At 57.0% G+C, this 22,202-nt stretch carries 22 protein-coding genes; 14 read left to right on the forward strand and 8 right to left on the reverse strand.

Annotated elements, in window-relative coordinates:
• Nucleotides 1-93 precede the first annotated feature (93 nt).
• The 4 genes from A6U86_RS27950 to A6U86_RS27965 all read left to right on the forward strand — a co-directional run bounded on the left by A6U86_RS27950 (nt 94) and on the right by A6U86_RS27965 (nt 2,620).
• The gene (locus tag A6U86_RS27950; protein WP_068398221.1) at nt 94-726 is read left to right on the forward strand and encodes a hypothetical protein; all 633 of its coding nucleotides are present in this window, start codon (nt 94-96) and stop codon (nt 724-726) included.
• Between the two features lie 209 nt (nt 727-935).
• Complete coding sequence (locus A6U86_RS27955) at nt 936-1,187, forward strand: hypothetical protein (RefSeq protein ID WP_068398224.1); 252 nt, start codon at nt 936-938, stop codon at nt 1,185-1,187.
• Between the two features lie 75 nt (nt 1,188-1,262).
• On the forward strand, nt 1,263-1,592 hold the full coding sequence (locus A6U86_RS27960; protein WP_068398228.1) for a hypothetical protein: 330 nt from the start codon (nt 1,263-1,265) through the stop codon (nt 1,590-1,592).
• Between the two features lie 158 nt (nt 1,593-1,750).
• Nucleotides 1,751-2,620 carry a sugar phosphate isomerase/epimerase gene (locus A6U86_RS27965; protein ID WP_244510123.1) on the forward strand — a complete coding sequence of 290 codons (870 nt, stop codon included), beginning with the start codon at nt 1,751-1,753 and terminating at the stop codon, nt 2,618-2,620.
• A gap of 62 nt (nt 2,621-2,682) precedes the next feature.
• Here the strand turns inward: A6U86_RS27965 and A6U86_RS35970 are convergent, their stop codons facing one another.
• The gene (locus A6U86_RS35970) at nt 2,683-2,889 is read right to left on the reverse strand and encodes a hypothetical protein (protein WP_068398233.1); all 207 of its coding nucleotides are present in this window, start codon (nt 2,887-2,889) and stop codon (nt 2,683-2,685) included.
• Here A6U86_RS35970 and A6U86_RS36065 point away from each other — a divergent pair.
• On the forward strand, nt 2,873-3,004 hold the full coding sequence (locus A6U86_RS36065) for a hypothetical protein (protein ID WP_267550267.1): 132 nt from the start codon (nt 2,873-2,875) through the stop codon (nt 3,002-3,004). The genes A6U86_RS35970 and A6U86_RS36065 overlap by 17 nt on opposite strands.
• A gap of 194 nt (nt 3,005-3,198) precedes the next feature.
• On the opposite strand, the gene A6U86_RS27975 is transcribed toward A6U86_RS36065, so the two are convergent.
• Both A6U86_RS27975 and A6U86_RS27980 read right to left on the reverse strand, forming a co-directional pair.
• Entirely contained in the window at nt 3,199-3,495 is a 297-nt protein-coding gene (locus tag A6U86_RS27975; protein ID WP_068398236.1) for a hypothetical protein, read from the reverse strand.
• A 134-nt stretch (nt 3,496-3,629) separates the two neighbouring features.
• Nucleotides 3,630-4,595 carry a polysaccharide lyase gene (locus A6U86_RS27980; protein WP_068398238.1) on the reverse strand — a complete coding sequence of 322 codons (966 nt, stop codon included), beginning with the start codon at nt 4,593-4,595 and terminating at the stop codon, nt 3,630-3,632.
• A gap of 332 nt (nt 4,596-4,927) precedes the next feature.
• On the opposite strand from A6U86_RS27980, the gene A6U86_RS27985 reads away from it, so the two are divergent.
• Nucleotides 4,928-6,088 carry a polysaccharide biosynthesis protein GumK gene (locus A6U86_RS27985; protein WP_068398241.1) on the forward strand — a complete coding sequence of 387 codons (1,161 nt, stop codon included), beginning with the start codon at nt 4,928-4,930 and terminating at the stop codon, nt 6,086-6,088.
• 5 nt (nt 6,089-6,093) lie between these two features.
• Here the strand turns inward: A6U86_RS27985 and A6U86_RS27990 are convergent, their stop codons facing one another.
• On the reverse strand, nt 6,094-7,626 hold the full coding sequence (locus A6U86_RS27990) for a lipopolysaccharide biosynthesis protein (protein ID WP_244510124.1): 1,533 nt from the start codon (nt 7,624-7,626) through the stop codon (nt 6,094-6,096).
• 68 nt (nt 7,627-7,694) lie between these two features.
• On the opposite strand from A6U86_RS27990, the gene A6U86_RS27995 reads away from it, so the two are divergent.
• Nucleotides 7,695-8,633: an ATP-grasp fold amidoligase family protein gene (locus A6U86_RS27995; protein ID WP_068398887.1), complete on the forward strand. Its 939-nt coding sequence runs from the start codon at nt 7,695-7,697 to the stop codon at nt 8,631-8,633.
• A 59-nt stretch (nt 8,634-8,692) separates the two neighbouring features.
• Nucleotides 8,693-9,181: a heme-degrading domain-containing protein gene (locus tag A6U86_RS28000; protein WP_068398244.1), complete on the forward strand. Its 489-nt coding sequence runs from the start codon at nt 8,693-8,695 to the stop codon at nt 9,179-9,181.
• A 49-nt stretch (nt 9,182-9,230) separates the two neighbouring features.
• On the opposite strand, the gene A6U86_RS28005 is transcribed toward A6U86_RS28000, so the two are convergent.
• Complete coding sequence (locus A6U86_RS28005; RefSeq protein WP_068398890.1) at nt 9,231-10,487, reverse strand: AGE family epimerase/isomerase; 1,257 nt, start codon at nt 10,485-10,487, stop codon at nt 9,231-9,233.
• Between the two features lie 263 nt (nt 10,488-10,750).
• On the opposite strand from A6U86_RS28005, the gene metH reads away from it, so the two are divergent.
• A complete protein-coding gene (gene metH, locus A6U86_RS28010) occupies nt 10,751-14,527 on the forward strand; it encodes a methionine synthase (RefSeq protein WP_068398246.1) in 3,777 nt (1,258 codons plus the stop codon).
• A 134-nt stretch (nt 14,528-14,661) separates the two neighbouring features.
• Here metH and A6U86_RS28015 read toward each other — a convergent pair whose 3' ends face one another.
• From A6U86_RS28015 to A6U86_RS35345, 3 genes are read right to left on the reverse strand one after another with little or no spacing between them, the layout of a single operon-like run.
• Nucleotides 14,662-15,426 (reverse strand): GntR family transcriptional regulator, encoded by a 765-nt coding sequence (locus A6U86_RS28015; RefSeq protein WP_068398249.1) that lies wholly within the window; start codon nt 15,424-15,426, stop codon nt 14,662-14,664.
• Nucleotides 15,423-16,307, reverse strand: a complete 885-nt coding sequence (locus tag A6U86_RS28020) for a BadF/BadG/BcrA/BcrD ATPase family protein (RefSeq protein WP_068398894.1) — start codon at nt 16,305-16,307, stop codon at nt 15,423-15,425. The genes A6U86_RS28015 and A6U86_RS28020 overlap by 4 nt, the downstream gene beginning before the upstream one ends.
• Complete coding sequence (locus tag A6U86_RS35345) at nt 16,307-16,711, reverse strand: hypothetical protein (RefSeq protein WP_141683833.1); 405 nt, start codon at nt 16,709-16,711, stop codon at nt 16,307-16,309. Before A6U86_RS35345 ends, A6U86_RS28020 begins: the two co-directional genes overlap by 1 nt.
• A gap of 141 nt (nt 16,712-16,852) precedes the next feature.
• Here A6U86_RS35345 and A6U86_RS28025 point away from each other — a divergent pair, with 141 nt between their 5' ends.
• From A6U86_RS28025 to A6U86_RS28045, 5 genes are all read left to right on the forward strand, one after another.
• Entirely contained in the window at nt 16,853-18,112 is a 1,260-nt protein-coding gene (locus A6U86_RS28025; protein WP_068398252.1) for an ABC transporter substrate-binding protein, read from the forward strand.
• A 201-nt stretch (nt 18,113-18,313) separates the two neighbouring features.
• Nucleotides 18,314-19,267 (forward strand): carbohydrate ABC transporter permease, encoded by a 954-nt coding sequence (locus A6U86_RS28030; RefSeq protein WP_068398255.1) that lies wholly within the window; start codon nt 18,314-18,316, stop codon nt 19,265-19,267.
• A 12-nt stretch (nt 19,268-19,279) separates the two neighbouring features.
• The gene (locus A6U86_RS28035; RefSeq protein WP_068398258.1) at nt 19,280-20,119 is read left to right on the forward strand and encodes a carbohydrate ABC transporter permease; all 840 of its coding nucleotides are present in this window, start codon (nt 19,280-19,282) and stop codon (nt 20,117-20,119) included.
• Nucleotides 20,116-21,180, forward strand: coding sequence for a Gfo/Idh/MocA family protein (locus A6U86_RS28040; RefSeq protein ID WP_068398261.1), 1,065 nt, complete (start codon nt 20,116-20,118; stop codon nt 21,178-21,180). The genes A6U86_RS28035 and A6U86_RS28040 overlap by 4 nt, the downstream gene beginning before the upstream one ends.
• A gap of 12 nt (nt 21,181-21,192) precedes the next feature.
• Entirely contained in the window at nt 21,193-22,197 is a 1,005-nt protein-coding gene (locus A6U86_RS28045) for an ABC transporter ATP-binding protein (RefSeq protein WP_068398264.1), read from the forward strand.
• Nucleotides 22,198-22,202: the final 5 nt, after the last annotated feature.

Genomic DNA, 22,202 nt, shown 5'->3' on the forward strand with positions numbered 1-22,202 from the left:
GCTGTCTCCGCAAGCTGAGACTCCGACACAAAGCATCCTGGCTTGGCCAAGGAGCGCTTTGTACGGTCGAGACTTCTTTCAAAGGAAAATTATATGGAGCACGCGAAGTTCTTTGCGGTGGTGCGTTCGCCACTATTCGAAGGGAGACTTTCGGCAAATCAGGTCAATGGCATCGAAGCAATTCTCTCTGCGTGGAGGGCGCGGCCGTTCGACGATCGTTGGCTGGCCTACATGCTGGCGACCGTCTATCACGAGACTGGCGGAGCGATGTGCGCCATCTCGGAAAATCTGAATTACTCGGCGGCTGGACTGCAGGCGACATTCCCCAAATACTTCACTGCTGCGCAGGCTGCTGTTTGTGCTCGTCAGCCGCCAAGAATAGCAAATCGCGCCTATGCAAATCGGATGGGCAATCGAGACGAGGCCAGTGGTGACGGATGGCGTTACCGTGGTCGCGGTTTGGTGCAGATAACCGGGCGGGACAATTACGCGAAATACGGCATTGTTGACAATCCGGATATGGCAATTGATCCGGTCAAGGCTATCGAAATCCTCTTCGACGGCATGATCAATGGTCGTTTTACGGGCAAAAAGCTTGCCGACTATTTTAGCGCTACGGTGACCGACTGGATCGGCGCGCGAAAAATTATCAATGGCACGGATCGTGCGGCAGACATTGCCGGTCACGCCAAAAAATTTGCTGCGGCAGTGGAGGCGGCTCGGTGATTTCTTGCGGTGCGATTGAGCGAAATGTTTCCGGATATCAAGCCGCCACTACCACCTGAATCCTGAGTGTCTTCACGCGATCTCTCCCTCATTACCCATTCAATCGACATAGGCCGGCGTAAATCGTCGCCACCGCCTTGAGCCGGCAGCATACCTGCCGACGCCGGCTGACTGTGGGCTCTTTTGGGTTCTTCTAAAAAGGAAAAAAGATGTTCAACACGAATATGTTACACAATGTTCTAAATGTTCTGATCACCTTGTCGGCGTTGTTGGTCGCCATTCTATTGGCAACTGGCTGCACTCAGTTGGCTGACGGCATATTGGAATGTTCGCAATCCGCTATCGGTCCCGGGTACACGGCCGCTGCCGTTGCGGGACTGAGTGCGTTGAAGATTGCAGTCAATATTATGCGGGACGGCGTTGCCGGATTGATCAAGCCTCAGCCGCCCGTCAGCAAATAGTGCCGATTTCTGCTGGATGCTCGGAATGGGTCAGCATCCAATTTTCAGTGCGCAAAAGTTTCACAGAGAAAAGCAATGACGATTCACGAATTTCTCGATGCATTGGGCATCAAAGCCGGGGTCGTCATCGCCGGCCTCTCGGGCGGTATCCTGCGGGGCCTTTCCAGGCGGCAGTACACGACACGCGAAATTGTCGCCTCTCCGATCTGTGGGGCTCTGGCGGCGACTTATCTGACAGAGCCGGCACTTTTTTATCTGCGAGCCATCAATTGGCCTTTGCCTCAGGAAGATACCGCCGCCATGAACGCGACAGCTTTTGTGGTGGGCGTATGCGCCATGTGGATTGCCGATCTGGTTTTTGATGCCATTTCTCGATGGGTAAAAGGTGGTCGAGGAGTGTCTTGACGCCTTGTCCACTCCCGGCGAGTTTCAGTGCGAAATCGGGCAGATTACGAAGGCAAATCTTCGATTTGAGATTTCGCTTTTTATTGGTTGCATTCGATTGGGCTTTTCCGTCCATATACAGGCATGCGGTATAGGGAGGAAAAGCCGAGATGACCTCAGTGGTTAAGTTCACCGATCGTTTTGCTGTGTCGAGCTGGTCGTTGCATCGGGCGCTAGGCAGCACTTATCCCTATACGCCGGCAAACAACGCGCAGCCCAGCCGTCAACCGACCTATGGGGAGGGAAGCCTCGAATTGATCGATCTGCCGCGGCAATGCGCTGAACATGGCGTGTTTCGGCTGGAGATTTGCTCTTTCCATCTGCCGAGCCGCTCTCCCGGCTATATCGCCGAATTTCGCACAGCCGCACAAGAGGCTGGCGTAAAAATCCAAACGCTGCTGGTCGAAGATGGGGACCTTAGCGATCCGGATACCGCGCAGCGCGATGCTGAATGGATGGCGGGCTGGATCGATACGGCTGCGGCTCTTGGAGCCGGGAACATGCGCGTAATTGCCGGGAAGGCTCAACCGACGGACATCGCTCTGACACGGGCCGAAACTTATCTGCGTAAGCTTGCCGAACTTACCTCGGCGGCAGGTGTTCGTCTGGTTGTAGAAAACTGGTTCGATCTGCTTCCTCGACCTGCGGAAGTCAATCGTGTTCTCGATGCGCTGGACGGCAAAGTCGGGCTCAACGGTGATTTTGGAAATTGGGAGCGTGACGGCAAATACGAAGACCTGGCAATGATCATGAGACGAGCTGAGCTCTGCCATGCGAAAGGGCGCTATTCCGCCGCCGGTCTGGATGTGGAGGACTATGTGCGTTGCGTCGAGCTGTCCACCGCAGTCGGCTATCGCGGTCCTTTCACGCTCATCTATGATTCACGATATCATGAAGATGAGTGGTCCGGGATTCTCGAAGAGCGGGCGTGCATAACGGGCGTTCTTGAAAGCAAAAACGAGAGCATGCCCGCCGCTGGCGCCGTTTGACGAGCCTTTAGCGCTCCATCGCAATCTTCCACGGGCAATATCGGGATTTCGCTGGTTAAACGCTAGTGAAATTCGTGACTATGCAGCGCGCCAAGAAGCTGATCCTGCGTTTGGTAGCCCGCATTGTAAAGATTTATGGCCACATTGGCTGCGGACAGGCCCTCTTGGCTCTGCAGTCTGATGCTTCGTTCGGCGCACCAGGCGAAAAGAGCGCTTGCGAGAACATCGATGTCGTCAGGATAAAGAGGGGCGGTGACCATCATAGACATTCGCTACACCATTCTTGGTTGGGGCTTGGCTCAAGCCGGGGCAGGTATGGCGAACACTGCTTTTATTCCTGAAATTTGCAATCGTGTTCATCGCTGGGCGTTAACGCCAGCCTGAGATGATACACTTCCCATGTCTCTTAATGCGACATGGTTTCTTTATGGCACATCGCTGCTAGCTGCGATGCGTGGTGGCTGGGGACGGACGCGTAAATTTTTCTCTTGAATCATGCGGCGCGACAAACAGAAGGACGCCGAGCGTAAGCGCCAGCGCCACCATGATAGACAATACAAATCTTGGCCCAGAAGGCATCACTGATGGGTTGGGTGCGAAGCCTTCACAGCAGCTTCGATCAGCTCCTCCGCGTAGGAAAGTGCGGATGCGGTATCTTCGCCGTCCAACTTCAACTCCGTACATTTACGATGCATAGCTTTGCGAATTTGCACCAAGAGCACTGCGTCGATATCGACTTCGCCTTCGTCGAAGACGTGGGTCAAGGCAGATTGCGCAACGATTTCAAGGACAGCGACACGGCCCTCTATTTCGCCGAGAGAGGGAATCGCGTTTCTCTTTACGTGATGCTTGCAGTCGCGATGGGTAGTAAGCATTTTTGGTGGCCTCCTTCACGAAAAGAGATAACCAACAAGAAGCGAAAAGGTTCAGCCGGTTTCATAAAAAACTGCAGTTTTCCGTGGCGTCCTTTACCATCGCTATTGGCAAACAACCTGCCGTCGCGGGCCGATTATTTCATCGGGCAAAGGTTGGGATCCTCCAATACATCCGCGCAGCGGGGTGATCGGCGAAAATCGTCATAATATAAAGTCCAGACTGTTGTATCTGCGGCGCGATAGGGGCCGAATTTAAAGTATTGATTCTTGCCGAGGCCATGGTCGTTATGTCCAATGTGGCCGGATACCGTTACAATCCATTTATTGTTCGCGAATATCTCGATGTGGCCGGAACCATCCGGGCCGGGTTTACTGTAGATGGCGAAGTCAATCCAGCCGGAGCTGGGTTCTGGTAGTTTGTTGCCTCGGTCTGTTACCTTGATGGCGCTGGTGCAGCCCGTAAATTCTTCACCGTCCCCCGCGCTCCAATTGCTATCGGTGGCGACCAGCGCGCGCATCTGATTGGTTTCGGGACGGAACCAGACGGGCGTCTCGCCGTCGTTGCAGGTCTTGCTATTATTTTTGTCCTTCTTCGCGGCGGGAGCGACATAATTGGTCTCGACGGTAGCAAAGAGCTTGCCGTTGTTGAGCCGTAACGCCAGGAACGGGCTGAAATCACCCTTGGCTTTCGGCCCGATTTCCCGCTTCCACTGGGCAATGAGATAGCGATGGTCTCCGGAAGGGATTGGGTCGGCGAATTTCACGGCAAAGCCGTACCAAACTCCTTGATTGTAAGGCACGCGATATTTGGTGCGCTCCCATATTTCCGCTCTCTCGCTGCAGTTCGCTTCGCCGGGCGCGCAAAGTGGTTTGACACTGAGTTTCAGTGCTCCGGTGCCCGAGCGCTTCACTTCTGACTGGAATTCGACCGTTCCAGCCTTCTGCTCGGAATTCTCACGATAATAAAGATGGCCAGAGGGCGCGAAATCCTTGCCGTCGAAGCCATCGCGCAGCACCAATTGGGCTGGGTCATCGGCCAAAGCTGGCGCCGCGGCGCATGTGCAAGCCAGGATGGCGGGCAGCGCGTATTTTGCCTTCATGCTCGGATATTCCTTTGGCGAGCTATTCGCAGAGCGTTATCAATGACCTGTTCGCTTCTCGCAGGCAAGCGCAGCTGTCATATTGCCTCGCTATGCATTGGTCCTAATCCTGATCGCTTTTACGTCACCTCAAGATATTTATTCAACCTGATGTAATAGCTGATAGCTCAGCTTTAACCGCCTGTTAGACGCTTTGCGGTTCATATCGCTGCGGAATGGGCTTTGGTTGCGGCTATCAGCGCCCCGGACATGATGGTTCGTCGCCGCAGTCTTATCGATGTTTCGATGTCGGTCATGAAAAACCGGCTAAGGGTCGCTGTTGGGGACTACCTTTGGCAAATGGAAGCGCAGAGCTGGTCGGCAACAAGGCCGAGCCACGACGAAATATCGTTATCCTGACGTCGCATGTATTTCTGCGCGGCTATCGCAAGGCGTCAATCCACTTCATCGCATCCCGCTGGGCAGAGCAGGGTCATAACGTCCATTTTTTGACGATAGGTCACAGTTGGCTCACTCTGCTCAAGGATCGCCCGCGCTTTCGGGCCTTGTCGCGAGACCAAGGGAACCGATTTCAGCCAATCCGTGCCAATTTGAATGCGGGTGCCTATCTTCCGCCCTTGCATGCGTTCAGCTCGAACAATCGTTTCCTGAATGCGGCGAATGCGGCACTGTTCTCGCTCTATGGCGGCTACCTCCCGAGCTTTGCCCGCCGTGCTATAGTCAATGCAGATCTGGTGTTGATTGAAAGCGGCTCCGCGCTCGCATTCTTTCGTCACGTCAAGAGACTCAATTCGAAGGCGCGCACCCTATATTTTTGCCGTGACTTGCTGAAGAGCATCGGCGCCGCGCCGGCGCTCCAGAATATTCAAGCGACTGAGATTGGGCGCTTCGATGCGGTTTGCGTTCCTTCGCAACGGTTGGGAGCACTCCTGCCGCCAGGGGGGCATGTGAAAGTCATTCCCCAAGGCGTTGACGCTGCTCTGTTTGATCGAGAGCAACCCTCCCCATATCAGCCCAGCAGCCGCAACGCTGTCTCCATCGGGAATATGCTTTTTGATCAGGTGTCGATTGCGGCAATGGCTGCCGCGGCCTCGGACGTGAATTTCCATGTATTCGGCGCGACGTGGAGTGGATGGGCGCCGCCAAATATCATTATCTACGGCGAGCGAGACTTTGAGAGTATCGTGCCTTATCTGCAGCATGCCGATTTCGGCATTGCCGCATATCGGCTAAAGGTTGATGAAGTTTATCTCGCGGAATCGAGCCTGAAGCTGGCGCAATATAGTTATTGCGGCCTTCCGATTCTGCTGCCTGATCTCGTGCCTTTTGCCCGAGCCAACGCCATTTCTTATCGTCTCGATGGCGAAACCGCCTGGCGGGAGAAGATCGATGCGGCGCTGACGATGCAGCGTTCGCCGACGTTTCGAGATGGAATAATGACCTGGGATGAAGTTGCCAAGCAGACGCTGGCGGTGGCCTTTGAGACGCCGTGACTGGCTCAGCCCGATGCCAGGAAATTGAACAGCCTGGTGGCGAAATGGCGCGACGCACCATTCAATTTTCCACCAACTGTATCCATCAGGATCCGCACGTCTTCAGGGGTTACCAGGCGCAGGAGGCGGATTGCGAGGATATAGACAATTGCTCCGGCGGAAACGGCGGTGGCGATCGCCGCTATCCCATCGAGATAGTAGATGCCGACGCCCGCCGCCACAGCGCAAAGAAATGCAGCTAGCATCGTTTTTGCCAAAGCCGTTACGGGAACCTCGACCTGGACATATCTCCATGCGGTCCAACCGAGCAGGGTGAAGGTCAGGGTCACAATCGTCGCGCGCCCAAGAGCGGCTCCTTCCAGGCCCACCCGCGGGACAAGAACGACCAGCAACAATATCGTCAATATACCGCTTATGACCTGCACCCGCAGCAAAAGGCCGCTCCGGCCCGCTGCACTGATTACGCCCCAGGCAATAACAGACAGACCGGCAAGCCAGACAAAGGCGAGCAGGGTGGCTGCCGCGGGTATTGCGGGCCCAAAGGCGTCGCCAAATATGAGGGGCAGGAGATCGGGCGTGATGGTGGCGCCACCAAAGCTGATTGGCAGCATGACCAATGCAACGATGCGAATGACGCGGCTATATGCGGCATTAAGCATTTGCCGATCGTTTTTTGCATGGGCTTCTGTGAAGTTGACGATCAGTGCGGGTGAAATCTGGAGCATGACCTGTTCGATCAAGCCAGCAAGGCCGAGGGCCGCCGCGAAGTATCCGATGCTGGTCGGAGATAGAAATACGCCGAGAAACAAGAACTCGATACGCGAGAGAACCAGAATTTCGATAAGATCGCTAAACCAGATATAGCGGCCATACCGCCGCATTTCAGGGGTCAAAGCCTGATGTAAGGGCTTGGTGCTGCGATCGACATAGCCCCGCAATTTCGACGCCTGGGGCAGATAGCGGGCGACATATCCGATCAGCGCGCCGGTGGGGCCAAGCAACCAGGCTCCGACGAAAACCAGTGGTATCTGCAAGGCGCCGCCGAGAACAGTCGTACGGGCCGTCTGTCCGAACTGATTTCTTCCACGTGCAATTGCCGTGGAAAAGACGTGAAATGCATAGCTCAGGAACAAAAAACCGGTGACAATCCAGAACCAGGCATGCCGCGCATCGCGCTGAACGTAGGTAATTGCCGCAAAGGCCAATATAGCTGCCGTTATCATCCCAACCGAAATCATGAAGCTGCGCAGCGCCGTCCGGACCAGTGCCTTCCATAATTCGCCGTTCCCCGAAAGATCGCCTGTATTGCGCAGCAAGATCTGCGGTAGACCCATATCCGCCAATGCTGCGGCGGAGGTTGCGATCCATATTGCATAGGCGACTTTGCCGGAGCCTGCCGGGCCGAGCAGGCGCGCGGCGATGACGCTGCTTGCGAAACCGGCCACCAGCGAGATTGACGTCGCTGCCAGGCTGATCAGCGAACTTCTCAGAAGATTCGATGCAGATGCACTCATAGGACCCATCTTGAAGCCTGCCACATAACCTTGTGTTAAAGGGCGGCTGATAATTTTCGCTTGCGCTCAAGTTGAGATTCAAGATGGCTGCCATGACAGATAGAAGCAGTGACCGGGATGGATTTCTCATTCCCGGATATCTGCAGAAGGGATTGCGCGAGCGGGCGCACAATCTTCTATGGCGAGTCATGTCGCCGCTACCGGACAGACCCTATTGCGCGCTGAAATACCGTGCGATCCGCGGCAGATTTCCCAATCTGACATCGCCCCAGACCCTTACCGAGAAGATCCAGGCCAGGAAGCTTTACGACCGCAATCCGCTCTTTCCGCGTTTCGTCGACAAGGCCGAGGCCAAACTGCTGATCGCCGAAAGAATAGGGAACCAATATGTCATCCCGACGCTTTGGGTCGGCACGGATCTGGCTGCAGTCGATTGGTCTACTATTTCCTTGCCGGCGGTTGTGAAGCCCACGCATGCGAGCGGGGTAGGGCGGTTTCTTTATGGACAGGCCGATATCGATCAGCTTCTTGAAAGCAATCCTTCGGCCGGTTGGCTGGCAATCGACCATGCTTCCTACAATAGGGAGTGGGCTTACAGTGAAATCCAACCTCGGATTTTGATTGAAAGCATGCTGCTCGTTGATGGTCGTGTGCCCTGGGACTATCGGCTATTCACATTCAACGGCAAGGTTTCCCATATCGAGATCGACATACGCGAGAATGGTCGGGGCTATTCCTGCAATTATACGCCCGATTGGCAAAAGCTTCCGTTCTATGATCGGGACTATCTTGGCCTCTATCCCGGCGATGTCGCGCGGCCACCGCAGCTCGACGAGATGATCCGCATTGCTGAAGCCGTGGCCCATGATATCGATTTCGTTCGTGTCGATCTCTACGCGTCGGCGGAGTGGGTTCGTGTGGGTGAGTTGACCTTTTACCCGGGCGGAGGTTTCGAAGCGCTTGAGCCGGAAGATTACGATCTATCGATCGGTCAGAAGTGGCAGCTCGGTTTCGAAATACCAAAGAGATAGGTGGACAAATCACTCTCTCCGCGTTTGATAGGCCGATCCAATTTCAGGAAAGGTTTTCCATGACGATCGACCAGGACCTCACTCGCATCGCGCTGCAAGAGGAGACGCTGCGCTTCGACGCCTTCGACCTCTCCACCGCCTGGGTACTCGGCAAATTGCTGCGTGATCTTGCCAGTGAGCGTAATCTGGGCGTCGCCATCGACATTACGCTGCACTCCATGCCGGTTTTCTACATCGCCTTGCCCGGATCCACGCCCGACAATTCCAATTGGATACGCCGCAAGCGCAATATGGTGCTGCGCTATTTCCGCAGCAGCTATGCCAGTACCTTGCGGCTTGAGCAGCAGGGGAAAACGATCGAGCAGAACGGGCTTTCCAGCTCCGACTACGCCGCATCCGGCGGCAGCTTCCCCATTTTCGTCAACGGCACCGGCTGCATCGGCGCCGCGACGGTTTCTGGCCTCCCTCAGCGTGAAGACCACAATCTTGTTGTTGAGGCGCTGGCGCTGACGCTCGGCCACGAACTTCACAACCTTAGCCTCTCGTAAGACAGGTCGCAGGCGGCGCCGAGCTTGAGGCGAGGCGCCGCCTGTAGTCTCAGATGTCGCCTCCCGCCTCTGCGATGACCTTGGTCAAGCTGCCGGTCGCCGGGAAGAGGGGAATCAAGCAGGCCTGAAGCGCGTGGTAGATGTCGCCCTTGCCGGGGAATAGCGTGTGAGCCGGAACGAGATCTTCCGTCAATTCTTCATGCCATCCGCCATTGGTGCGATCGATGAAGGCCTGGCCGATTACGCTCCAAATCTTGCGATAGCTTTCTTCGTGGAAATCGCTGGGAACGTGCTCATTCAGGTAGTGAGCGGCACCCGCACCCTCGCAGGCCGGCCACCAGAGCTTGTTGCGCTTGGCGGCAACATCGTCCCAATCGAGAGTGTAGAAAAAGCCGCCTTTTTCATTATCCCAACCGAGAGCCATGGATTGCGAGAAGAGGCCCTTCGCGGCCTCGGGCATCCAGTCATGGCGTTTTCCGCCCAGTGACCAAAGCTGCAGAATGAGGCGAGCCCACTCTAGCCAATGGCCCGGCGTGGTACCGGATGGGCGGAACATCTCATTGCCGCGATAATTCTTGTCGAGCACCCAGTCGGTATTGAAGTGCTCCGCGACCCGCCAGCCGACCGAGCCCGCCGAGCGGCGGATGACCAGATCCGCGATGCTTTCAGCCTTTTCGAGATAGGACTTGTCCCCCGTCGCCTCGAAAGCGGCCATCAGAGCTTCCGTCAGGTGCATATTGGAATTCTGGCCGCGATAGGTACCTCCATCGATCGGCGACCAATCCTGGTTGAACTCCTCGGCAATCGCGCCGTGTTTTTCCTCCCAGAACTTCGTATTCAGAATTTCAGTCACGTCGGCAAGCATGCCGTCCGCCAGAGGATGGCCGATCGTCTTGGCGGAGGAGGCTGCGAGCAGCACGAATGCATGGCCATAGCCCTGTTTGCTGGAATCGACCGGACCATCATTGTTGAGCGACCAGACGTACCCGCCATGCTTGGTATCGCGATGGTGGTTCCACAGGTAGTTCATTCCGTGGTCGACAATCTCATTGGCGCCAGGGCGGCCGAGCAGCGATCCGATGGAGAAGCAATGCACCATGCGGGCGGTCGAATGGATGCCGCGCACCGGATTGGTCGCATCGAGCGGCTTTCCGGCATCGTTCATATCGAAAAAGCCGCCCTTGGGATTGACGGCGCGATACTGGAAGAAATCAAAAAGGGCGCTCGCTTGATCCAGCAGCCAGCGCCGATGATAGGTGCGCGTGTTCCAGTTTCCGAGCGTTGCCGGTTCAACCTGTATGTTCATGCCGTCCTCCTGGGATTCTTTTCCAAAAGCCGTATAGCGCCGCCCGAAAGCGCTGTCATGGCGTAATGGATGAAACTGTGTCGCTGTCGCTGCGTTGTCCATGGCCAACTGGCAATTCATGTCGTTTGCATTTTCCCGAAAGGCTACAAACTATAGAAGCGGCGTGCTTGCGCTGTATCTAACAAGAGCATAGATATGTTGACATAAAGATATCTTTATGTGATCTGATTGCGGAGTCGCAATCAGGCCAGAGGAATTCGCTTATGTTTGACAATCTTTTTGGTCCCGAGACGACGAAGCGTGATGGCAACGAAATATCTGCGGCCCTGCGAAAAGCGGCGAACGAACGGATTCTCGTGCTGGATGGCGCCATGGGTACGCAGATCCAGGGTCTCGGCTTCGATGAGGATCAGTTTCGCGGCCACCGCTTTATCGGCTGCGCCTGTCACCAGAAGGGTAACAACGACCTTCTTATCCTGACCCAGCCTGATGCGATCGAAGAAATCCACTACCGCTATGCCAAGGCTGGCGCCGATATTCTGGAAACCAACACCTTCTCGTCGACAAGCATCGCCCAGGCCGACTACGCGATGGAAGGTGCGGTCTATGATCTCAATAAAGAAGGTGCCGAGATCGTGCGTCGCGCCGCGATTCGTGCCGAGCGAGAAGACGGCAAGCGCCGCTTCGTTGCCGGCGCCATTGGCCCGACCAACCGCACGGCCTCTATCTCCCCTGACGTCAACAATCCCGGTTACCGCGCTGTCAGCTTTGACGATCTGCGGTTGGCCTATGGCGAGCAGATCGATGGCCTCATCGATGGTGGCGCCGACATCATCCTGATCGAGACGATTTTCGATACGCTCAACGCCAAGGCGGCAATCTTTGCCTGTGAGGAGCGCTTCGAGGCCAAAGGCATCCATCTGCCTGTCATGATTTCCGGCACGATCACGGATCTTTCCGGCCGTACGCTGTCAGGGCAGACGCCGTCGGCGTTCTGGAATTCCGTGCGTCATGCCAGCCCCTTCACCGTCGGTCTGAATTGCGCGCTTGGTGCCAACGCCATGCGGCCGCACCTGCAGGAGCTTTCGGCCGCTGCCGATACATTCATCTGCGCCTATCCGAATGCCGGTCTGCCGAACGAATTCGGCCAGTATGACGAGACGCCGGAGATGATGGCGGCGCAGGTTGAGGAGTTCGCCCGCGAAGGCCTCGTCAATATCGTTGGTGGCTGCTGCGGCTCTACGCCGGAGCACATTGCGGCGATCGCCGAGGCGGTATCGAAATATCCGCCGCGCCAGCTCGCCGAGCACCGTCCCTTCATGTCGCTTTCCGGTCTCGAGCCATTCGAGCTGACCAAGGATATTCCCTTCGTCAACGTCGGTGAGCGCACCAACGTCACCGGCTCGGCAAAGTTCCGCAAGCTGATCACCAATGCCGATTATACGGCTGCGCTCGCCGTTGCCCGCGATCAGGTCGAGAACGGTGCGCAAGTCATCGACATCAACATGGATGAGGGCCTGATCGATTCCGAAAGGGCGATGGTGGAGTTTTTGAACTTGATCGCCGCCGAACCGGACATCGCCCGCGTTCCCGTCATGATCGACAGCTCGAAATTCTCGATCATTGAGGCTGGCCTGAAATGTGTGCAGGGCAAGCCGATCGTCAATTCGATTTCGCTCAAGGAAGGCGAGGAGAATTTTCTCCAACAAGCTCGCCTGATGCGCATGTACGGCGCCGCTGTCGTGGTGATGGCCTTTGACGAACAAGGTCAGGCGGACAGCTATGAGCGCAAGGTCGAGATCTGCTCGCGTGCCTACAAGCTGTTGACGGAAACGGCGGGGCTGCAGCCCGAAGATATCATCTTCGATCCGAATATCTTCGCTGTCGCGACCGGCATCGAGGAACACAACAATTACGGCGTCGACTTCATCGAGGCGACGCGGACGATCCGCAAGACCATGCCGCTGGTTCATATCTCCGGGGGTGTCTCGAACCTGTCCTTCTCCTTCCGCGGTAATGAGCCGGTTCGCGAAGCGATGCATGCCGTGTTCCTCTACCACGCCATTCAGGCGGGTATGGACATGGGTATCGTCAATGCTGGTCAGCTCGCCGTTTATGACAATATCGATCCCGAACTGCGTGAAGCCTGCGAGGATGTGGTCCTCAACCGCCGGCCGGATGGCACGGAGCGGCTACTTGATATTGCCGAACGCTTCCGCGGTACCGGCAGCAAGGAAGCCAAAACGCAGGATCTTTCCTGGCGCGAATGGCCGGTCGCCAAGCGATTGGAGCATGCGCTCGTCAACGGCATTACCGAATACATCGAGGCGGATACCGAAGAGGCGCGTCTAACGGTCGAACGACCCTTGCATGTTATCGAAGGACCGCTGATGGCCGGCATGAATGTCGTCGGCGATCTGTTCGGCTCGGGTAAGATGTTTCTGCCGCAGGTCGTCAAGTCCGCACGCGTCATGAAGCAGGCCGTCGCGGTACTGCTGCCCCACATGGAGGCGGAAAAGCTCGCCAATGGCGACAGCAGCGGACGTCAAGCTGCAGGCAAGGTGCTGATGGCGACCGTCAAGGGCGATGTGCACGATATCGGCAAGAACATCGTCGGCGTCGTGCTTGCCTGCAACAACTATGAGATCATCGATCTCGGCGTCATGGTGCCGGCGACGAAGATTCTCGAAACGGCAATTGCCGAGAACGTGGATATTATTGGCCTTTCCGGCCTGATCACGCCTTCGCTGGATGAAATGGTGCATGTCGCCTCGGAAATGGAGCGGCAAGGCTTTGATATTCCATTGCTGATTGGCGGGGCGACGACCAGTCGCGTGCATACGGCCGTGAAGATCCATCCGCGTTACGAAAAGGGGCAGACGGTCTATGTGACCGACGCCAGCCGTGCCGTCGGCGTCGTCTCGGCGTTGCTCTCGCCCGAGGCGAAGCAGGGCTATGTCGATACCATCAGGGCAGAATATGCCAAGGTCGCGGCGGCTCACGCCCGCAGCGAGGCGGAGAAGGTGCGTCTGCCGATCGCACGAGCCCGCGAAAATGCCCATAAGGTCGACTGGACTGGCTACAAGCCGGTCAAGCCGCAGTTCTTTGGCACGAAGATATTTGAGAACTACGACTTGGCAGAGCTTGCCAAGTATATCGACTGGACGCCGTTCTTCCAGACCTGGGAGTTGAAGGGGCGCTTCCCCGCAATCCTTGAAGACGAGAAACAGGGTGAGGCGGCTCGGCAGCTGTACAGCGATGCTCAGGCGATGCTGGAAAAGATCATCGCAGAAAACTGGTTCCGCCCCCGCGCCGTTATCGGCTTCTGGCCGGCCGGTGCCGTTGGCGACGATATAAGGCTGTTCACGGATGAGGGCCGCTCGCAGGAGCTTGCGACGTTCTATACGCTACGCCAGCAGCTGTCGAAGCGTGACGGCCGCCCGAATGTGGCTCTGTCGGACTTCGTCGCGCCGATCTCGAGCGGTGTAGGCGATTATGTCGGCGGCTTCGTGGTCACGGCCGGTATCGAGGAAGTGGCCATTGCCGAGCGCTTCGAACGCGCCAATGATGATTATTCGTCTATCCTGGTGAAGGCGCTTGCCGATCGTTTTGCAGAAGCCTTTGCCGAGCGGATGCACGAGCGGGTGCGGCGTGAATTCTGGGGCTATGCCACGGAGGAAAACTTTTCCAGCGAAGAGCTTGTTTCCGAAGCCTATGCCGGTATTCGTCCGGCGCCTGGTTATCCGGCCCAGCCCGATCACACGGAAAAGGAAACGCTTTTCAAGCTGCTGGATGCTGAAGAGGCTGCTGGCGTCAGGCTTACGGAAAGCTATGCGATGTGGCCCGGATCGTCCGTCTCGGGCATCTACATCGCCCATCCCGACTCCTACTATTTCGGCGTGGCCAAGGTCGAGCGCGATCAGGTCGAAGACTATGCGAGCCGCAAGAGCATGCCGGTCGAGGAAGTTGAGCGTTGGCTGGGTCCGGTGCTGAATTATGTGCCGGCCAAGGTCGAGGCGGTGGTCGACGATGCGGCGTAATAGCGAGTCGCTTCAAGGCCTTGCCGCGTTTCGCTGAGAGACTGATTCCGTATACCGATATCGTCGCAGTTTGATTCATCCTGCGGCGATATCCATTTGATAATGAATGTAAGTTTGCCGCTTGTCGGATGATGTTACGTCGCGCCGATCGTCAGTTCCGCGACGAAATCATAGGCGTCCCCCCGATAGAGAGATCTGGTGAACTCCACGGCCCGGCCCGAGCCGAGATAGGAAATGCGCTCGATCGAGAGGCCGGCAGCGCCCACGGGAACGCCAAGCAGACCCGCATCGGATTCCTTCATGTTGGTTGCCGATATGCGCTGTACCGCCCGCACGGGGCGGACTTGCCGTTTTTCTAGTTCCGCATAGAGCGATGTCGTCACGATCGACGGATCCGGCAGGAACTCACCGGAGACGCTGGCATGTTCGATAGCCAGCGGTTGGTCATCGGCAATGCGCAGGCGGCTCAGTCGCGACACCTTGGTGTCTGCAGCAAGGCCCAGGATCATCATTTCGTCGGGCGAGGGTGTGTGGATGCCCTTGTGCAGCCATTCCGAACGCGCGGTCATCCCGCGTCGGGCCATATCTTCGGTGAATGAGGTGAGCTGTGATAGCCGCTGCTCCACTTTTGAGACCGGCTTTGCGACGAAGGTGCCGGACCCGTGACGCCGCACGAGAATTCCCTCGGCGACGAGATCGTCAATGGCTTTGCGCACGGTGACGCGGCTGACGGCTGCAAATTCGGCGATATCGCGTTCGGGCGGCAGAGCGTCGCCGTGCTTCAATCTTCCGACCTTTACGGCATCCTCAAGTGTCCGTCGCAGTTTGACATAGAGCGGTCCCGTGCCGCCGCCTGACAGGCGTTCCGGCGAGAAGATGGCGCTCAGATCCTCGGTCATCCTCTATTTTCCTCCCCATCCCGCAGCAGTTTTGCCGCCAGTTCCACCGCTCCGCGTAGCACATCACCCTTGGGTTCGGCGAGAAGCGTCTTGTGGCGTGCGTCGAGCCAGGGGCGATAGGCCTGGGCCATGCCGCCGAGAAGGCAGATCGAAGGGCATTCGGGCCAAAGCAGCGTATCCAGGCTTTCAGTTATCGCTTTGGCTGCCGTCTTGACGATCTCAACGGCGATTGCGTCATTCGCGCCGGCATGTTCGAACACCATCGGCGCATAGCGAGCAAAATCCTTTGGCTTGGATGCGTGAGCAAATTCGACGATCTGCTCGGGGTCACCGCCATATTCGGCCATGATCGTATCTGTCAGCGGTGATCTGGCAATCACTCGATCATGTGCCAGAAGTGCGCGTTCGAGCAGATCGCGGCCGAGGCGGGCACCGCTTGCCTGATCCCCGACGACGAAGCCCCAGCCACCAATCCCCCAGATTCTATCTTTGTGGCGCGCATTGTAGACCGAGCCGGTGCCAAAGGCGCCGATGATCCCGTCTGCATCCCCAAGTGCGCCTTGAAGCGCGATGGTCGCATCGGTGACCACGCGCGAACTCGCAAAGGGAAGAGCGCTCTCCACGCGTTTTCCATAATTGCCGACATTGGCGCCGGCCGTACCGATCAATGCGGGTAATTCTTGAGCCAGTTCCGGATCCAACCCCGCGCTTGCCAACGCCTGGCGGGCAGATGCGACGATATTGATCAGCGAGTTTTCCAGGTCGGATAGAATGTTTGCAGCGCCGGCTTTGCCGGTGCCGAGAATTTGCCCCGCTCCATCAATTACGGCTGCGCGGCAGTTCGTTCCGCCACCGTCGATGCCTATTGCAAACTGCCCCATCATGCCTCCGGATGCCGTCCATTCCCCGCTTTTTTATACAATACCAAAAAAATACCATTTACCAATAGGCAATGCGCCCAATTTTGCGTGCTGATATCGCTTTGAAATTTATGGATAAAAATTTTTCGCCAGTTCTTTTTGTGGTTGAATGTTAAAATCGGCTGGACAATTGGTATTTTTTTGGACTTAATTCGCTTCAAGGGAACAATGCGAACAGACATCGGCAGAACCGGCAGAACAACAACAGCCGGTAGGTGGTAAAAAAGACGTGCACCTCGTCGTTGTCCGAAGCCATTTGGATCAGGAGGATCCGCGTTTCGGCGTTTGTCGTGAATTTCCCGCGTAGTTCTTGCAGCGTTTCCGCCCTTTGGGGCGGGAGGCAATTGATCGGGCCAATCGGGCAAATGCCTTTGAAGCCTTATGCATGAGGGATCGGCAGAACTGGCGATCCCTATGGAGCGCTGGCCGTTTTATTGGACAGGCCAGCGGATTTTCGGATCGAGAACAGCGCCTTGGCATACAGGCGCGGAAAACAGGAGAGGGAAATGAAAACCAACGTTCTGAAAGGCTTGCTGCTTGCATCCAGCCTGCTGACGTCAGTCGGCTTTGCGCACGCAGCTGATGTAACGCTGACCGTCGAGAGCTGGCGTAACGATGACCTGCAGATCTGGCAGGACAAGATCATCCCGGCTTTCGAAGCCAAGAATCCGGGCATCAAGATCGTTTTCTCGCCGACAGCTCCGACCGAATATAACGCATCGCTGAACGCCAAGCTCGATGCCGGTTCCGCGGGCGACATCATCACGTGCCGTCCGTTCGACGCCTCGCTCGACCTCTTCAACAAGAAGCATCTTGCCGACCTCACCAGCCTGCCAGGCATCGAGAATTTCTCGGCAGTCGCCAAGGCTGCATGGTCCACCGACGACGGCAAGTCCACCTTCTGCGTGCCGATGGCTTCGGTCATCCACGGCTTCATCTACAACAAGGATGCCTTCGACAAGCTTGGCCTGAAGGTCCCGGCGACGCGCGATGACTTCTTTGCCGTTCTTGACAAGATCAAGGCTGACGGAACCTACATTCCAATGGCCATGGGCACCAAGGATCTGTGGGAAGCCGCAACCATGGGCTATCAGAACATCGGCCCGAACTACTGGAAGGGTGAGGAGGGCCGCGAGGCTCTTATTTCCGGCAAGGAAAAGCTGACGGATGCCGCCTGGGTCGATCCTTACAAGGAACTCGCCAAGTGGAAGCCTTATCTTGGCGATGGTTTCGAAGCTCAGGGTTATGCTGACAGCCAGAACCTCTTTACGCTCGGCAAGGCCGCCATCTACCCGGCCGGTTCCTGGGAAATCGCTCTGTTCAACACCCAGGCGCAGTTCAAGATGGGTGCCTTCCCGCCGCCGGTCGCAAAGGCTGGCGACACCGGCTACATCTCGGATCATCCGGATATCGGCGTCGGCCTGAATGCCAAGAGCAAGCACCAGGAAGAAGCCAAGAAGTTCCTGAGCTGGGTCGCTTCCGACGAATTCGCCACCATCTATGCCAATTCGCTGCCGGGCTTCTTCAGCCTGAATTCGCATCCGGTGAAGATGAGCGATGCGCTCGCACAGGAATTCGTGTCCTGGCGTGGCGATCACAAGTCGACCGTTCGTTCCACGTATCAGATCTTGTCGCGCGGCACGCCGAACCTGGAAAACGAAACCTGGACCGAATCCGCCAACGTGATCAACGGCACGGATACGCCGGAGCAGGCTGGAGCAAAGCTGCAGAAGGGTCTCGACAGCTGGTACAAGCCGGCCAAGTGATCATTGTATAATGCGGGCGAGGGGCCATCGGGCTCCTCGCCCTTTTTTCTTGTGATGGATAATCGGATTGGCGATCATATCGCCATTGCATTGCGACACACCCGACGTCGTTTCGATCCGGCCGCAGACCGGGGCAACGGGTGGATTTGAACCTTAGAGCTGCCGTCTCGTCATGCAGCCAACAAGAACAGGCAGAAAGCCATGAGCGACGCTGACACGTCCTATATTGCCGAGGTCAAGCCGATCAGGCGTTCCACGCGCTGGCATATCCTTGTGTTCCTTTTTCCGGCTGTCGTCGTCTATACGGCGGTCATGATCCTGCCCCTGATCGAGACGCTGCGTCTGTCGCTCTATAACGTCGTCGACAATCAACCCGCCTTCGTCGGCCTGAACAACTTCAGGGTATTGTTCGGCGACGAACGCTGGTCGCGTGATTTCTGGAATGCGCTGCGCAACAACCTGATCTTCTTCGCCATCCATATGTGCGTGCAGAATCCGATCGGTGTCGCGCTGGCTGCGCTCCTGTCTCTGCCAAGGTTGCGGTTTGTCGCCTTCTACCGAACCGCCATTTTCCTGCCGACGCTGCTTTCCTTCGTCGTCGTCGGCTTCATCTGGAAGCTGATCCTGTCTCCGCTGTGGGGCGTTGCACCCGAGCTGCTAAGCATGATCGGCCTCAAGTCGTTCTTTGCGCCTTGGCTCGGCCGGCCGAGCACGGCGCTGATCACCGTCGCGCTGATCTCGGTCTGGCAATATGTCGGTATCCCGATGATGCTGATCTATGCCGCCCTGCTCAACATTCCCGAAGAAGTCATCGAAGCTGCCGAATGCGACGGCATTACCGGCTGGAGCCAGTTCTGGAAGATCAAGCTGCCGCTGGTGCTGCCGGCGATCGGTATCATTTCGATCCTGACCTTCGTCGGCAATTTCAATGCGTTCGATCTGGTCTATACCGTGCAGGGGGCGTTGGCGGGGCCTGACGGCTCCACCGATATTCTCGGCACGCTTCTCTATCGCGTCTTCTTCGGCTTCCAGCTGCAGCTCGGGGATCGCTCGATGGGCGCGACCATCGCGACGGTGATGTTCCTGATCATCCTGGCCGGCGTTTCATTCTATCTTTTCATCGTCCAGCGGCGCATCCGTCGCTACCAGTTCTGAGGAGAGGCGACCATGTCCAAGGCACGCACTTCCCTTGTCCGTACCGGCTTCGTGCATCTGGCGTTGATCGCCTACACGCTTGTTGCGCTCTTTCCGGTGTTCCTGACAGTCATCAACTCCTTCAAGGATCGCGCATCGATCTTCCGTGCGCCCCTGAGCCTGCCGACGCCATCCTCATTCAGCATGATCGGCTATGACACGGTTCTGAAGCAGGGGGATTTCCTGACCTATTTCCAGAACAGCTTCGTGGTGACGATCGTCTCGATCATCCTCACCCTGCTGTTCGGCGCGATGGCAGCCTTTGCGCTGTCGGAATATCGCTTCCGCGGCAATACCGTCATGGGCCTTTATCTGGCGATCGGCATCATGATCCCGATCCGCCTTGGTACGGTTGCCATCCTGCAGGGAATGGTTGCCGCCGGCCTCGTCAATACGCTGACGGCGCTGATCCTCGTCTACACCGCACAGGGTCTGCCCCTGGCCATCTTCATTCTCTCGGAATTCATGCGAACCGTTTCCGATGACCTGAAGAATGCCGGTCGCATCGACGGCCTCAGCGAATACTCCATCTTCTTCCGTCTGGTCCTGCCGCTGGTTCGCCCGGCCATGGCGACTGTGGCGGTCTTCACCATGATCCCGATCTGGAATGACCTCTGGTTCCCGCTGATCCTGGCGCCGAGCGAAGCGACAAAGACCGTGACGCTCGGATCACAGATCTTCATCGGACAGTTCGTCACGAACTGGAACGCCGTGCTGGCGGCTCTGACGCTCGCCATCCTGCCGATCCTCGTTCTCTACGTCATATTTTCGCGCCAACTTATTCGTGGCATTACGTCTGGAGCAGTCAAGTGAGCGTATCCGAAAAGCCAATCCGCGTTCTCGTCGCCGGCCTTGGCAATATGGGCCGCAGCCATGCGCTCGCCTATCACCACAATCCCGGCTTCGAGATTGTCGGTCTCGTCAACCGCTCCAGGCGGGAGCTGCCTGAGGAATTGCAGGGATATACGATCCATACGGATTTCGAGACGGCGTTGAAGGAGCTGAAGCCGGACCTCTGCTCCATCAACACCTATTCCGACAGCCATGCCGATTTCGCCGTCATGGCCTTCGAAGCCGGCTGCCACGTCTTTGTCGAGAAGCCGCTGGCCACGACGGTCGAAGATGCCGAGCGGGTCGTTGCGGCTGCGAAGAAGGCGGGGAAGAAGCTGACGATCGGCTACATCCTGCGCCACCACCCATCATGGATGCGGTTGATTGCCGAGGCCCGTAACCTTGGTGGACCCTTTGTCTTCCGCATGAACCTCAATCAGCAATCGAGTGGCCCGACCTGGGAGACGCACAAGGCGCTGATGCAAAACACGTCGCCGATCGTCGATTGCGGTGTGCATTATGTCGACGTCATGTGCCAGATCACCGATGCCAAGCCCGTCGAAGTGCGCGGCATGGGCCTGCGGCTGTCGCAGGAGATCAAGCCGGACATGTATAATTACGGCCATCTGCAGGTGATTTTCGAGGACGGCTCCGTCGGTTGGTACGAAGCAGCATGGGGACCGATGATTTCGGAGACAGCCTTCTTCGTGAAGGACGTGATGTCGCCGAACGGCTCGGTCTCGATCGTCATGGATCAGAATGCCAAGTCCGATGATATCGACATGCACACGAAGACATCCGTCATTCGGCTGCACAATGCCGAGACGGGACCAGGCGGTCAATTCATCCGGCCGGATCGTGATCTGCATATGGATGGTGAACCTGGCCACCAGGAGCTCTGCGATTTCGAGCAGGCCTTCATGCTCAAGGCCATCCGCGAGGATATCGACCTCAATCGCCATATGGCCGATGCCGTTCAATCGCTGCGTATCTGCCTTGCGGCAGACGAGAGCGTGCGCACCGGCAAGCCCGTTTATTTGTAAGGATAAGAGACTGTGGGATCGCTTCAACTGAAATCCATCCGCAAGGCCTATGGCAAGCATGATGTGCTGAAGGGTATCGACCTCGAAGTGCAGGATGGCGAGTTCGTCATCTTCGTCGGCCCTTCAGGTTGCGGCAAGTCGACCCTCTTGCGTAGCATTGCCGGTCTTGAAGACGTGACGTCGGGAACTGTGCTGATCAACGGTGAGGACGTGACCGTAACCCCGCCGGCAAAGCGTGGTATCTCCATGGTCTTTCAGTCCTACGCGCTCTATCCACACCTGACCGTGAAGGACAATATGGGCCTCGGCCTGAAGCAGGCCGGCACTGCGAAAGACGAGATCGAAAGCCGCGTCGGGAAAGCGTCGGGCATGCTGTCGCTCGAGCCTTATCTGGCGCGTCGCCCGGCCGAGCTTTCCGGCGGCCAGCGCCAGCGCGTCGCCATCGGCCGTGCCATCGTGCGCGAACCGGAGCTCTTTCTCTTTGACGAACCGCTGTCGAACCTCGATGCGGCCTTGCGCGTGCAGACGCGTCTGGAAATCGCGCGGCTGCATCGCAGCCTGAAGGCGACGATGATCTATGTCACCCACGATCAGGTCGAGGCGATGACGCTTGCCGACAAGATCGTCGTGCTCAATGCCGGTGCGATCGAGCAGATCGGCTCGCCGATGGAGCTTTACAACCGTCCAGCCAATGTCTTCGTTGCCGGTTTCATCGGTTCGCCGCAGATGAATTTCGTTGCGGCGGAGAAGCTCGGAGATAGCGGAGCCAAGACCGTTGGTATCCGTCCCGAACATATTACATTGTCGCGCGAGCAGGGTACCTGGTCGGCCAAGGTCATTCACGTCGAACACCTCGGCGCCGACACGATCATCTATCTCGAATCCGATGTCACCGGTCTTCTGACCGTGCGTCTCTTCGGCGAGCATCAATACGAGCCGGACGAAATGGTTTATGCGACGCCGGATACCAGCCACATGCATCGCTTCGATGCGGACGACAAGGCGATCCGGGCATAAACTGG

Origin of the sequence: Rhizobium sp. AC27/96, from assembly GCF_001692325.1 — a bacterium.
GTDB lineage: Bacteria > Pseudomonadota > Alphaproteobacteria > Rhizobiales > Rhizobiaceae > Rhizobium.

Coding starts and splice junctions, on each gene's coding strand:
- A6U86_RS27950 (WP_068398221.1), top strand. CDS start 94: ATGGAGCACGCGAAGTTCTTTGCGGTGGTGCGTTCGCCACTATTCGAA.
- A6U86_RS27955 (WP_068398224.1), top strand. CDS start 936: ATGTTCAACACGAATATGTTACACAATGTTCTAAATGTTCTGATCACC.
- A6U86_RS27960 (WP_068398228.1), top strand. CDS start 1,263: ATGACGATTCACGAATTTCTCGATGCATTGGGCATCAAAGCCGGGGTC.
- A6U86_RS35970 (WP_068398233.1), bottom strand. CDS start 2,889: ATGTCTATGATGGTCACCGCCCCTCTTTATCCTGACGACATCGATGTT.
- A6U86_RS27975 (WP_068398236.1), bottom strand. CDS start 3,495: ATGCTTACTACCCATCGCGACTGCAAGCATCACGTAAAGAGAAACGCG.
- A6U86_RS27980 (WP_068398238.1), bottom strand. CDS start 4,595: ATGAAGGCAAAATACGCGCTGCCCGCCATCCTGGCTTGCACATGCGCC.
- A6U86_RS27995 (WP_068398887.1), top strand. CDS start 7,695: ATGACAGATAGAAGCAGTGACCGGGATGGATTTCTCATTCCCGGATAT.
- A6U86_RS28000 (WP_068398244.1), top strand. CDS start 8,693: ATGACGATCGACCAGGACCTCACTCGCATCGCGCTGCAAGAGGAGACG.
- A6U86_RS28005 (WP_068398890.1), bottom strand. CDS start 10,487: ATGAACATACAGGTTGAACCGGCAACGCTCGGAAACTGGAACACGCGC.
- metH (WP_068398246.1), top strand. CDS start 10,751: ATGTTTGACAATCTTTTTGGTCCCGAGACGACGAAGCGTGATGGCAAC.
- A6U86_RS28015 (WP_068398249.1), bottom strand. CDS start 15,426: ATGACCGAGGATCTGAGCGCCATCTTCTCGCCGGAACGCCTGTCAGGC.
- A6U86_RS28020 (WP_068398894.1), bottom strand. CDS start 16,307: ATGGGGCAGTTTGCAATAGGCATCGACGGTGGCGGAACGAACTGCCGC.
- A6U86_RS28025 (WP_068398252.1), top strand. CDS start 16,853: ATGAAAACCAACGTTCTGAAAGGCTTGCTGCTTGCATCCAGCCTGCTG.
- A6U86_RS28030 (WP_068398255.1), top strand. CDS start 18,314: ATGAGCGACGCTGACACGTCCTATATTGCCGAGGTCAAGCCGATCAGG.
- A6U86_RS28035 (WP_068398258.1), top strand. CDS start 19,280: ATGTCCAAGGCACGCACTTCCCTTGTCCGTACCGGCTTCGTGCATCTG.